Annotated in this window: 10 protein-coding genes; 1 reads left to right on the top strand and 9 read right to left on the bottom strand. The window is 51.5% G+C overall.

Annotated elements, in window-relative coordinates; genetic code table 11:
- Positions 1–256 precede the first annotated feature (256 nt).
- From mukB to cmoM, 4 genes are read right to left on the bottom strand one after another with little or no spacing between them, the layout of a single operon-like run.
- Entirely contained in the window at positions 257–4,705 is a 4,449-nt protein-coding gene (gene mukB, locus J1778_RS22710; protein WP_217175080.1) for a chromosome partition protein MukB, read from the bottom strand.
- Positions 4,702–5,433: a chromosome partition protein MukE gene (gene mukE, locus J1778_RS22705; protein WP_217175079.1), complete on the bottom strand. Its 732-nt coding sequence runs from the start codon at positions 5,431–5,433 to the stop codon at positions 4,702–4,704. The genes mukB and mukE overlap by 4 nt, the downstream gene beginning before the upstream one ends.
- Positions 5,414–6,736 (bottom strand): chromosome partition protein MukF, encoded by a 1,323-nt coding sequence (mukF, locus tag J1778_RS22700; RefSeq protein ID WP_217175078.1) that lies wholly within the window; start codon positions 6,734–6,736, stop codon positions 5,414–5,416. Before mukF ends, mukE begins: the two co-directional genes overlap by 20 nt.
- Positions 6,733–7,518 (bottom strand): tRNA uridine 5-oxyacetic acid(34) methyltransferase CmoM, encoded by a 786-nt coding sequence (gene cmoM, locus J1778_RS22695; protein WP_132965315.1) that lies wholly within the window; start codon positions 7,516–7,518, stop codon positions 6,733–6,735. Before cmoM ends, mukF begins: the two co-directional genes overlap by 4 nt.
- Positions 7,519–7,665: 147 nt before the next feature.
- Here cmoM and elyC point away from each other — a divergent pair, with 147 nt between their 5' ends.
- A complete protein-coding gene (gene elyC / locus J1778_RS22690; protein WP_217175077.1) occupies positions 7,666–8,445 on the top strand; it encodes an envelope biogenesis factor ElyC in 780 nt (259 codons plus the stop codon).
- A gap of 1 nt (position 8,446) precedes the next feature.
- Here the strand turns inward: elyC and J1778_RS22685 are convergent, their stop codons facing one another.
- The 5 genes from J1778_RS22685 to J1778_RS22665 all read right to left on the bottom strand — a co-directional run bounded on the left by J1778_RS22685 (position 8,447) and on the right by J1778_RS22665 (position 12,405).
- Positions 8,447–9,340, bottom strand: a complete 894-nt coding sequence (locus J1778_RS22685) for a YcbJ family phosphotransferase (protein ID WP_217175076.1) — start codon at positions 9,338–9,340, stop codon at positions 8,447–8,449.
- Between the two features lie 193 nt (positions 9,341–9,533).
- Positions 9,534–10,286, bottom strand: coding sequence for a 3-deoxy-manno-octulosonate cytidylyltransferase (gene kdsB / locus J1778_RS22680; protein WP_217175075.1), 753 nt, complete (start codon positions 10,284–10,286; stop codon positions 9,534–9,536).
- Positions 10,283–10,465 carry a Trm112 family protein gene (locus J1778_RS22675; RefSeq protein ID WP_056771818.1) on the bottom strand — a complete coding sequence of 61 codons (183 nt, stop codon included), beginning with the start codon at positions 10,463–10,465 and terminating at the stop codon, positions 10,283–10,285. Before J1778_RS22675 ends, kdsB begins: the two co-directional genes overlap by 4 nt.
- A 406-nt stretch (positions 10,466–10,871) precedes the next feature.
- Complete coding sequence (locus tag J1778_RS22670; protein ID WP_217175074.1) at positions 10,872–12,095, bottom strand: winged helix-turn-helix domain-containing protein; 1,224 nt, start codon at positions 12,093–12,095, stop codon at positions 10,872–10,874.
- Between the two features lie 97 nt (positions 12,096–12,192).
- Positions 12,193–12,405, bottom strand: a complete 213-nt coding sequence (locus tag J1778_RS22665) for a cold-shock protein (RefSeq protein ID WP_112287352.1) — start codon at positions 12,403–12,405, stop codon at positions 12,193–12,195.
- Positions 12,406–12,637 lie beyond the last annotated feature (232 nt).

The following is a 12,637-nucleotide window of genomic DNA, read 5'->3' as shown; positions in this document are numbered from 1 at the left end:
CGTCTGACGAAATAAAGGTTTCATTGGGTACTTTCCATTCAATGACAATCTGTCAGCTTAGTTTTCATCCAGCCATTAGGAGAATCTTTATTTTCTAATTAATGAATGAAGAAATTTTCAGAGAAATATCCGATGAATGAACCGATTAACGTGAAATCTTAAGATGCTTTAAGACAGAGTCATGACAGACATAACGAGGAAAAAGCCAATAAAAAGCCCCGACATAAGCCGGGGCAGGATCATATTCTGAAGGTAATCAGGAAACGTCAGCTTCCGAATTGGCCAGTGCAGGAAGTTCTGCGGCAAAACCACGTAACCCCACCACATGCACATGTTCATTATTGCCAAACACTTTACGCACCAGTTTGTACGTCGTCCCTTTTTCCGGGCTGATGTTTTCTGGCGCAGCGATAATCAGCTGCATTTCCAGACGGTCGCACAGCTCGAACAGCGTGGCGATGGATTTCGCATCCAGACGCGCAGCTTCATCAAGGAACAGCAGACGACATGGCGAAATATCTTTGCCACGCATACGGCTCGACTCATCTTCCCAGCTCTGAACAACCATCACCAGAATCGACATACCGGTACCGATCGCTTCACCAGTCGACAGCGCGCCACTTTCCGCACGCAGCCAGCCGTCTGAACCACGGTTTACTTCTACTTCCATTTCCAGGTAGTTGCGGTAATCCAGCAGTTCTTCACCGATAGTTTGTGGCGTACGCTGACCCATATCAATCTGCGGATTCAGACGCTGATACAGTTTGGCCAGCGCTTCCGAGAAGGTCAGACGGTTACTGCTGAACAGGTCCTGATGCTGTTCCTGCTGTTCAGAAAGAACATCCAGCAGGCCCGCATGTGCTTCACGCACATTCACGTTCAGACGCACACTTTTCACCTGACCAAACGCCACGGCCTGCAGCCCCTGGTTCAGCTGACGGATACGGTTCTGCTCGCGCTGTATGGTTTTGCGGATGATGTTCGCTACACTTTTAGAACTGATGGCCAGTTGCTGTTCGCGGGCGGTCAGTTCTTCAGTCAGTCGGCCCAGCTCGATTTCCATCTGTTCGATGGCTTCGACCGGATCGTCGGTGCGGATAATATCCTGACGAATACGTTCACGCAGATGCTGATACACGGCAATATAGAACTGGATTTTGCGCTCCGGACGTTTCGGATCTTCTGAAAGACGCAGCACGTCGCGCAGGTGTTCATTATCAGACACCGCCAGACGCAGCGCACCCAACGCTTTATCCGACATCGAACGCAGTTCGTCACCATCCATATAAGCCAGCTCACGGCGGTGAAGACGACGCTCAACGCCGTTATCTTTCACCAGACGCATGACCGCACACCAGCCCGCTTTCGAGGACACCACCTGCTCACGGCTCTGGTGGTAATCGCGCTCAAGCTTACGCAGCTTTTTCTGCAGATTATCCATTTCTGCTTCGCAGAAGGTGATCTGTTTTTCCAGCTGGTTGCAACGGGCGCGGTTAGTGCTCAATGCAGTATGCAGTTCATCACGACGAGTTTTGGCACGCGCTTCGGCATTCGCATCGGCCTGAACGCCGATATCCTGCAATTCCTGGCTCAGCTCTTTGAGCATGTCGCGTTTGGCATCGAACGAACTTTTCAGCGAGGCCAGAACCTGACTGTACTGAGTCAGCTGAGTCTGATGCTGACGCATCTGCTCGCGGGCACGCGTACGTTCTGCTTCCGCATGTTCCAGACGCTGACGCAGTTTGTCGTTCAGGTCGCTGTTTTCATTCAGCATGCCGGCAGAGTCGGTATAGCTAAAGTGCGCGCGGCGCTGCACCACTTCGGTCAGGGCAAATGCCTGCTGCTTCGCCAGACGCTGCGAATGCTGCGCCTGTGCATAATCTTCTTTCAGCTGCTCGTGCTGTTCCGGGTCACTTTGCAGCACTGAAACCAGCGGTTCCAGCTTAGCCAGCGACACACCGTGTTGCTGAATGAAACGGGCAGCATCCTGCGCCTCTTCCATTTCTTCGCGGATTTCTTCCACACGGTCGATCAGCGTTTCGTCGCACAGCAAACCTACGCGCGGCTGCAATTTATTGAGCATGCCGATAGCGTCTTTCGCCTGCTCGTATTGCTGACGCTGTTGCTGATTCTGGCCTTCATGTGCATTGATGGCACGTTCCAGTTCGCCACGACGTCCGCTCAGGGTGCGGATTTCCGCTTCCGGATCGGCATCAAACGCTACAGCCAGATGGCTGCCGATGAAGCGACTGAATGCCTGATGCGCACGCTGAATTTTCTGAACATCAAACGACAGCGTCGCGTAGCGCTCAGAAAGGTTTTCGCGTTCTTTATGCAGCGTTTCAAGCCGGTTTTCACGCGCCGCACGACCGAACAAAGGTACCTGCGGGAAGTGAGAATAGCGCCACTGGCGGTCACCGGTTTTCACCAGGACTGCGCCCTGCATTTCTTCCACTTCAAACACGTTGTCATCGAATGATTGCGGATCCCCTTCGATCAGATAGAGATCTTCAGGACAATCATCCAGCCCGTCGAGCTGATCGCGGATCAGGGACAAATCTGGTACGACAATCGCGTGGCGTGACGGACCATACAACGCGGAGAAGTAAGGCGCATCATCGATGGTTACGTCATCATAAATTTCAGATAACAGTACGCCACCAAAGCGTTCTGCCAGCGCGATCATGCGGGAATCTTCTGCACCGCTTGGCTGACTGAGGCGGGTTATCTGGCCTTCAATGCGACGTTTACGGGCAGATACTTCGTCACGCTCAACCGTGGTTTCGCGTTCCGTTTCCAGCAACTGCTGCATGTATTCGGTAACCTGCTGGCTGCTTTCCAGCGGTTCTTTACTTTGCTCGCTTAGCTGGCTGAGCGCCTCCTGCGCAGCTAACCAGACCGGCGCACGGGCGGTCAGTTCGCGAATACGCGACTGAACCTGCTCGAGTTCCTGACGCATTTCCATGCGACGTTCACCTGCCTGCGACACAACACCCTGCAATTCTTCGATCTGCACTTCCAGCTCGCGCTGCATTTCGTCCAGATCTTCCGGATGCACATCCTGTCCGGTACGTTTGCAGAATTCCTGCAACTGACGTTCTGCATCCTGCTGTTCACGCAGACGGCCTTCCAGCTCAGACAAACGCATGCGCAACGGTTCAACGCGCTCTGCCTGATGCTGCTGAGAAGACCAGTCACGCAGTAATTCACGTGCAGTCTGCCAGGCATCACTGCGGCTCACTTCACCGGCGATTTTCACCACCAGCTGATAGGCGTTTTCGAACTGATTATGAGCGGCAGACGCCACGCTCATTTTCTGTTCCAGCATCAGCAGGATTTCAGTGGCTTCCTGTTCTTTAATCTGGAATGTTTCAAGCCATTCTTCACTGTTCTGAATACTCAGATCAGGGATCTGACACAGCTCTCGCGCACGTTCAATGGCCTGTAAGGCTTGTTGATACTGGATCGCACGGGTTTGCTGAACATCCAGCGCCTGCTGGTAATCAGCCAGCTGGCTTTTCAGTTCGTCCACTTCGAGTTCAGCCGCTTCAGCACGCGCTTCATGTTCTGCGTGCTGCTCGCTGGCTTCGGCCACGACTTCGTTCTGTTCTTCCAGACGGTACGTCAGCTCTTCAAGGTCACTTTCGTAACGCTCGATTTTTTCCTGCTGACGCATCGCGGTCTGAACCAGACTCAGATGGTCACTGGCCGCCTGATAATCGGTTTCCAGGTCACTTTGCGCACCGCTTTGCTCGGCCAGTTCACGCGCCATTTCAACATGACGATATTGTTCGCTGGACAATTGTTTGCGGCTGGTCAGCAATTCGTTACGCAGCACCAGCGCGCCATCGAGATGAATGCGGCGTTCATTGGCGTGACGCATATAGTCAGCGGCCACGTAGGACGTTGCTTCAGAAATCAGATGCTTAAACAGGTCACGGTCAGATTGCGTTACGCGGATCGCTTCGAGCGTCATACGGTTTTCACGCAGCGCGGCTTCCATATCCTGGAAGGCTTTACGCACACCGCTGTTTTCCGGCAACAGGTAGTCGCGCAGAGAGCGGGTGATGGCGCTGGAAATACCGCCGTACAAAGAGGCTTCGATCAGACGATAGAATTTACTGCGATCAGACGCTGAACGCAGACGACGCGGGATCACACCCAGATCAAACATCAGCGCATGGTAATCAGTAATCGAGTTGAACTGCTTGAACTGAACGCCTTCCATTGCTTCAACGCGGTCTTTCAGTTCCTGCAAAGGCAGCACGCGCGCCTGACGCTCGCCAACTGTTTCCGTCAACATCTCTGTCGGGTTCACCGCAACCGGCAAGCCCTGAATAGTGAAAGGTTTGATATCGACTTTACGGTCACGACCCGCAACCTGCTGTAGACGAACACCCACAACGATGCGCTGATGACGGGAGTTCACCACATCAAGAACGGAATAACAGACACCGGCGCGCAGTTTACCGTGCAGACCTTTGTCGCGTGAGCCGGAGGTCGCCCCCGCCTCGGTGGTATTACGAAAATGCAGCAACGTCAGATCAGGGATCAGCGCCGTGACAAAAGCGGCCATGGTGGTGGATTTACCCGCCCCGTTACCGCCGGACAGCGTGGTGACCAGTGAATCGAGGTCAAATGTACGGGCAAAGAACCCGTTCCAGTTAACCAGCGTCAGTGAGCGAAATTTACCGCGTTCAATCATTCCTGTTCATCCTCTGCGCTTTCATGCCCTTGCTGCCCTGCCAGCGGTTCGCCGTCTTCATTTTCGTCGTTCAAGGACAACGCGTTGTCGACTGGCATCGCTTCGCCATCGCGGATCATCCGCAACTGAGCTTCACGCGCGTCATCGCCGCTGCGGACATCCGCGCCAAAACGAAATACCGCTTCGGTGATACGGAATTTGCTGCTGTCGACGCCCATGAAATACACCATGCCCAGACGGCGCAGGCGGTTCAGTGACGTGCGGACTTTATCCTGCAACTTCTGGCGATCCAAATCGGAGCCGGTTGAGCGCTGGTTGACGTATTTCAGTAATTTACTTTCGTCTGCCAGGCTCAGTAATTCGTCATAAAGTTCCTGCTGGGTAAAAATCCCCTCATGCGCCAGACGTTCCGGGCTGAGATACAAATAGCAGAGAATTTTCCCGACCATCATGTCCAGTTCAGAGAGCACGGAACGCGGGATAAGCGTGGTGGAACGCGGGCGAAGATAGAAGAAGCCTTCCGGTGCCCGGATTAATTCCACGTTGTAGCGGCTGTAAAACAGTTCCATTTCTTCCTGATAGTCCATCAGGAAAGCGTGGTTATCCAGTTCATCAATGCCGATATGACGGCCAGAACGCAGCTGGCTGTCGAGAGCAGGAAACACTGAATTCGCCAGTGCCTGCGCCAGCTTAGCTGGCATTATGTGTTCAATATTTGTCGATGACATGGGCCTGCACCTTGGCTCCGTAATCATTGATTGCCTGCCATTCGGCATGCAACCCTGAAAAATCTGCTTCAGCCACACCAAGGCGTACCGCCTGGTCGACCACAATTCGCGCGACATCAAAGTGTCGGGCACGCGGATACTGCTTAAGGTATTCGCGCATTACCATGCCCAGATTGAGCGGCGTTTTTTGTTGCTGATAAACCTGTAATGCCTGTTCAATCAATGCCGCAAGTTGTTCGCGGATTTCGTTAAATTCTTCAAACTCGAGATCTGGCGGAAGTTCACCGGTAACTTCTTCGCTGCGCAGTGCCAGCTCTTCGTCACGCATATCCAGCAGACGATCGGCATTAGCAAAGGTGAGCGTCCACGGCTGATCAAAGTAGTTTTGCACCGACTGACGCAGACGTTGTGCGAATACCCGGTTTTTATCCATATCAATCGCAGTACGGATAAATTTATGCACATGGCGGTCGTAACCAATCCACAGGTCAATGGCCTGCTGACCCCAGCTGGTAATGCGGTCAAGTTTGTTCTGTAAGTCGAACACCAGTTTGTCGACAAAGCTCAAATCGAGCCCGGCCATCGTGGCATCCTGAATGCGCATCAGATGCGCCTGCAACAGGTTACCGGCGGCTTCAAGCGTATCTTGTAATTCACGCAGCGTGCCGGAGGTTTCTGACAGAAGGATTTCACAGCTGGAAATGGCCGCGCGCCAGTCTTTATTCAGCAGTGCGGCGATGTCGTCTTTTACGCCCTGCTGCTGTTCGTCCATGATGCGCTGGGTCATGTCGATGCTGTCAAAAATCTCAGCAACGGAATATTTCAGCGGCGCGTAGACATTGCGATGCCAGTGGAAATCATCGCCGCCCTCTTCTGCCGCATCAGCCGCGCGTTTGAGTTCCTGCGCAACAATCGATAACTGCATAGACAACCGCAACGTGGAAAATTCACGCTGGCGGATATAGTAATCTGAAATGCCGATCGCCAGCGGAGTCAGGCGATAAATGGCATTACCGTCTGCCATTTCACTGACAAAACGGTTGAGCAAGCGCTGACGCACCATGTCATTGATGGCGTTATTGGCACGTAGGGTAATGGTTTCGTTAGTCTGCTCAAATCCTTTGCTGACATGACGAAACGCATCGACCAGTTCACCCTCACTCATTTCCCCGTCAAGGCGCTCGCTGTTTAACGTGGCAATCGCCAGAAGAAAAGCCAGCCGCTCCGTTGGCAGCGAAATTGAGAAATCATTTTTCCGTGCCCAGGCGACCAGTTCGGGTACAGTCTGGGAAAATTCACTCATAATTCGTCCTTCAGAATGGGTTTGTGCGCCATCACATGGATGTAGCGTCCCAAACTAACAAAAGGTTCCTGACGGCAATAACGCTGCTCCAGTGCCAAAAGCTCGTCAAAATCCTGCTTATGTTGTTGTCTGTTTCGCAAATAATCGTGGAACACTCTAACACCGGTCTTGCCGCTTATCTGCATTCCCAGTTCTTCCAGCCACTGATAAACCTGCGCAGGTTCCAGCGGATGATCGGGTAACAGGGAGCTTTTTTTGATTTTTGGCACACCCGCTTCGACATGACCGAAGTTGCCGAGGATCATATGCCGCATGACCAGACCGTGAATATTGTAAAACATCAACGATAATGCGCCACCCGGTGCCAGACAATCGACCAGCGCGGCAAGTGCCTGACGAGGTTCTGCCAGCCATTCAATGACCGCATGGAACAATATCAGATCAACCGGCTGTTCCAAATGTTCTGCGATATGCTGAGCCGGACATTGTACAAATTGCATGTTACCGCTCACACCTTTTTCCACCGCCGCGGCCTCGGCGCGCCGGATCATCTCACCGGAGAGATCGCACAACAAGACCTGATGTCCTAAAGCGGCAAGTTCACAGGCCATTTGCCCTTCACCGCCACCCGCATCGAGAATACGTAATGGCCGCTGCGGCAGCGTTTGTAGCAATTCTTGCAGATCCTGACCCAACACAGCCTGACGGATACGTCCCTTAGTTGTGCCGTAGATATTGCGCGAAAATTTTTCCGCCATATCGTCGAAGTTACGATCCTGCATGAAGAGATACCTGTTCCTGATGGTGCAATCTGTTAAAGGGTTTATCTGCGCGACCTGCTATTTTGGCACATGCTGGCATAGAATAAATCATCCTGACGCCGATTCATGCCCGGATGTCGTTTTTTCACCCAAAAGGACCGGTTTCTGATGTTATTTATCCTAAAAAAAACCTTCGGTGGCCTGTTATTACCGTTACCCTTTATTCTGGTTATCATGGCGGTTGCACTGGTTTTGTTGTGGATGACCCGCTGGCAAAAAACCGGAAAAGTGTTTTTTTTACTGAGTTGGTTGCTGTTACTGCTGCTGAGTGTACAGCCGGTCGCGGACAGTCTGCTGCGCCCGATAGAATCCGGGTATCAGACTTATCAGACACCGGCACATACGCCGGTTAAATTTGTGGTGGTTTTGGGAGGCGGTTATACCTACAACCCGGACTGGGCACCGAGTTCTAATCTCATCAACAACAGTCTGCCACGTGTGACGGAAGGTATCCGGATTTACCGCGCAAATCCGGGTTCAAAAATGATTTTTACCGGTGCGCAGGCGATGACGAATCCGGTCAGCAGCGCCGCGGTAGCGGGAAAAGTGGCGCAAAGTTTAGGGGTGCCTGAAAGCGATATTATCCTGCTCGATAAACCCAGAGATACGCATCAGGAAGCGCAGGAAGTGAAAGCACTGATCGCTGATCAGCCTTTCGTGCTGGTAACGTCAGCGAATCATTTGCCCCGGGCGATGGTGTTTTTCCGGCAGCAGGGATTGCATCCGATTCCCGCACCGGCGAATCAGTTGGCGATAGATTCCCCGCTTAATCCGTGGGAACGGGCCCTGCCGCAGGCCTTGTACTTATCGCACAGCGAGCGAGCGTGGTACGAAACACTGGGGCGCTTATGGCAATGGATGACATCACCCGCGCCCGTAACGCAGTAGTTCAGTTCAGCCACGGCAGCAGCTGTTGCCGTGCAAAATCAAACTGGCGGCGATCAAGTTTGCCGGTGTGGATCATGTGCGCAACGGACTCCCACACCAGATACATCCAGCGGCGGGCAAGGAAACTTTCCGAAACCGGCGCTTTTTGCAGATAGCCGAACAGCAACTGCTCGCTCATTCCTTTTTCCCACAGGCGGAATAAATCAAACTCACGCGGTGCCCACAGTACCGGCCCCGGATTGATCATCGCCAGTAACTGATCGCTGCGCGGATCTTTGAGCATACTGCGTAACGACAGATTGCCGTGAACCAGCACCGGCGTGTCGTCAAAATCTTTAAACAGCGCGGGGATACAGATTCGGGAACGAAACAGCAACGTGCGGTCTTCCGGCGTCAGCTCAGGCGCCTGTAAATTCGTTAACGTTGCCCACAGCACTTCTATTCTTTGCGGATACCAGTTTTCCCAACGATTTTCCTGTGTGCTGTCAACAGAACCGACGCAGCCGTGACTGTCGATGCGGTGCCAGGCAAGCATCGCTTCAACAATTTGCTCCTGCAATATTTTCCAGCGTTCCGGCGAACGCGTCGGGGCTTCCGCAGAAACACCGCGCAGACGCTCTATGAGCAGGATTTCCTGATAAGGTTTCTGGTGAGTGGTTACCATGCCGTAGACCGTCGGAACCCGTACCACACCTTCTCTCGCCAGCATCGATAGTTTATAGGCTTCCTGGCCGGCGATACCCTGACAAATAAAACTTTTCGCCAGCAAAGGCATGGCGTAACCCTGCTCATCATAAAGGGAAAAAAGATGGGCATAAGGCTGCTCACTCACACATTCCAGTCGGGACAAACGCTCGCCCAACACAATACTCAATTCGGCTTTTAGCTGTTCCATAACGTATTCGCAGTGACGAAAAAGTTAACGTTCATGATGAAAGCTTCGGTAACGGAATACCCCGTTTCAGATCAAACAAAAACCGGATAATGGGGGCAGAAAAAGGAAGATGTCGCGCAAAAATCGGGGAAAGTATGAAATGAAGAAACGGAATGCCGGGACATTCCGCCTTATTATTTATGGCTCGGGATCTTTATTTATGGCTCAGGATTGCACGCACGCGTTCTAAATCTTCTGCCGTATCCACACCCACGGACGGAATGGCTTTCGCCACATCAACGTGAATTTTTTCACCGTACCACAGTACCCGCAGCTGTTCTAGCAGTTCGATATGCTCAAGCTGGCTCGGTTCCCATTTTACATACTGGCGGATAAACCCTGCGCGATAAGCATAAATGCCGATGTGGCGAAGGAAAGTATCTCCAACGGTTTCCTTAGAAACGGCAAAACGCTCACGTTCCCATGGAATGGTCGCGCGTGAGAAATACATGGCGTAGCCTTTTGCATCGCGCACAACTTTAACAGCATTTGGGTTAAACGCCTCTTCCGCCGTTTCAATAGGCACGGCCAGCGTCGCCATGCCGGCTTCGCTATTTGCCAGATTATCTGCCACCTGGCGGATGATGACCGGCGGGATCAGGGGCTCATCACCCTGCACATTCACAATGATTTCATCATCGGCAAACTGGCATAACTCAATCACTTCAGCCAGACGTTCCGTGCCGGATTCATGGTCAGGACGGGTCAGGCAGACTTCGCCACCTGCCGCTTCGACGGCTTTCGCCACATCGGGGTGATCCGTCGCAACAATCACTCTTTTTGCCCCGGACTCAAGGGCGCGCTCCATCACATGCACAACCATCGGTTTACCGTTAATATCCGCCAGCGGCTTACCCGGCAAACGGCTTGACCCAAAACGGGCCGGAATAATGGCAATAAAACTCATGGATGCGTCTCATCTACAGAAAGCGGACGGGCTTCATTTTCTAATAATACAGGGATACCGTCACGGACCGGATAAGCCAAACTGTCTGCCTTACATACCAGTTCCTGTGATTCTTTATTAAAGTAGAGCTTGCCGTTGCAAACAGGGCACGCAACGATTTCAAGTAAACGATGATCCATAAGTTCCTCCCGGAGGCGAATACACTGCGTGTTGAGCAAGGTGTACCGCAAAAAACATTGGAATACATAAGACAGCGGTCCCAGAGGATAGCATAACCCCTGCCACCCGTTAATCCTCTGTTCGCCCGCGGGAATCAGTTAAAAGTTAATCTAATGTGAATGAAAAATTTCATCAGGGAGCGATTGCGTTGCAGATTTAGTGGGAGTACAATTTTTTTGTGATGCAAGTCACACTATCAACCCCACATAAGAGCTCGAAAATGAAAACCATTAACAAAATCATCGCAATGTTCGCTAACTTCAGTCAATAAGACTGTCGTGACACCTGCAATCATCGTGAAATAACGGCTGCCTGATGCAGCCGTTTCATTTTGCGGGATGACGTACACGATGACTTTTAATGGGATCAAACCGGCCAGTCAGTGCCCCAGAGCGCCATAAGTGCCTCAGGTACATTTCCAGTCAATACCCTTTCAGCTCCCTGCCACTGCGCAAATCGCGTAATTGCGCTCTGAACATCCTGTGCACGCCGGGCGGTGATGGCGATTTGCGGTTCAAGATGCAGACTCTTTACTTCCAGAATTTTTTCTTTGCGATGCATTTTTGCATCGACACGTCCAATCAGTTCGCCCCGCTGTAATACCGGAAGCGTAAAATAGCCGTACTGGCGTTTTGCTTCCGGCGTATAGCACTCAATACGGTATTCAAAATTAAACAGCACCGACGCGCGTTTGCGATCCCACACTACCGGATCAAAAGGTGAAAGCAGCGTAGTGACGGTTGAGCTGATGGGTGATTCTGTCGCTTGTTGCAGCAGAGATAACTGTTGCTGGTGGACGTAAAAAACACCTTCAATTCCTGTAACTTCTACTGGTGTGATTTCGTTATCCGCCAGCAATTGTGCAATAACGGCTTTAGAATTCACACGCTTAAGGCGGTAGTAGTCCGCGAGCCATTCCGGTTTGAATATACCCAGATATTGCGCAGAGCGACGTAGCATCTGGTATTGTGCCGCCTCCTGCTTAAGAGTCTGAGTGGCATCATCCCAGTCAGGCATCACCCGTTCGGACAGGTCGTAAACCCGGTGGAAATTACGCCGTTCTGACACCATCAGTTTTCCTGAAGTGAACAGCGTTTCCAGATGCTTTTTATGAGGCTTCCAGTCCCACCAGCCACTGGCTGATTTTTTAGCTGCGGTGAAATCTGCCGAACGCACGGGACCGTTTTCTGCAATATGCTCCAGCAATGCCTGAATATCTGACTGATGTTCATCAAACCAGGCCTGCGAAAACTTCCAGCCCATTCCCTGTGGATTCAGCATCCTGTGGCGCAACAATCCGTAATCTTCGCTGGGAATAAAACAGGCCTCATGCGCCCAATATTCAAAGATTTTTCCGGTGGAAAGCGCTTCGTCCAGCCATTGCGGGGAATACTGCCCCAGGCGACTGAACAGAACCAAATAAGGGCTGCGTGCCACCACGCTGATCGTGTCTATTTGCAGTAATCCCATGTCACGGATGGTCTGCACAACATCAGCAGCAGACGGTTTCCGGGTAACGGGTTTTAGGAGATTTTGCGCAGATAAATGCAGGGTGCGGGCTGAAGCAAGAGATATAACCGGGTGAGACATATCGGTATCCATGGCAGCAAGTAAACTGTGGATACCGATAGCATATTTTTACCGGAGCGTAAAATTCAGCTCAACGGGGAACAACAAAAAACCAGACTCAGAACGCAATCACATCAGCCGCTGAAGGGCCATGTGCTACGCTGCGGTAAGTAGTGAACTCGACTTTCTGGCCAGCGCTGAGGGATTTATTTCCGGTATTGGCAATGGAGGTACGCTGAACATAAATTTCAGAAGAACCATCAAGCGGACAAATAAAACCGTAGCCTTTTGCCTGGTTGTACCATTTAACTAAACCCATTTGTAACATCATAATTTCTATCCTTTATTTTGGGCATCCATGAACACACTTTTTTATTATTGTTCGGATGCGTTTGCCCATTTCTAAGTTATTTTTTTATAAAAAACCTCTAATGAGCGAATTATTTAACAATTATTTTTACTGCTTAGTATTGAAATCTAACTGACTTCTTCACACTAAAAACCCGCCATTGGGCGGGCTTTATTCTGCTGATATAAATCACGATTCACGTTATTTTTATATC

It is taken from the genome of Rahnella bonaserana, assembly GCF_019049675.1.
In the GTDB taxonomy this organism is placed as follows: Bacteria; Pseudomonadota; Gammaproteobacteria; order Enterobacterales; family Enterobacteriaceae; genus Rahnella; species Rahnella bonaserana.
Note: the sequence above shows the minus strand (reverse complement) of the source record. Positions and strands in the feature narration are given on the sequence as shown.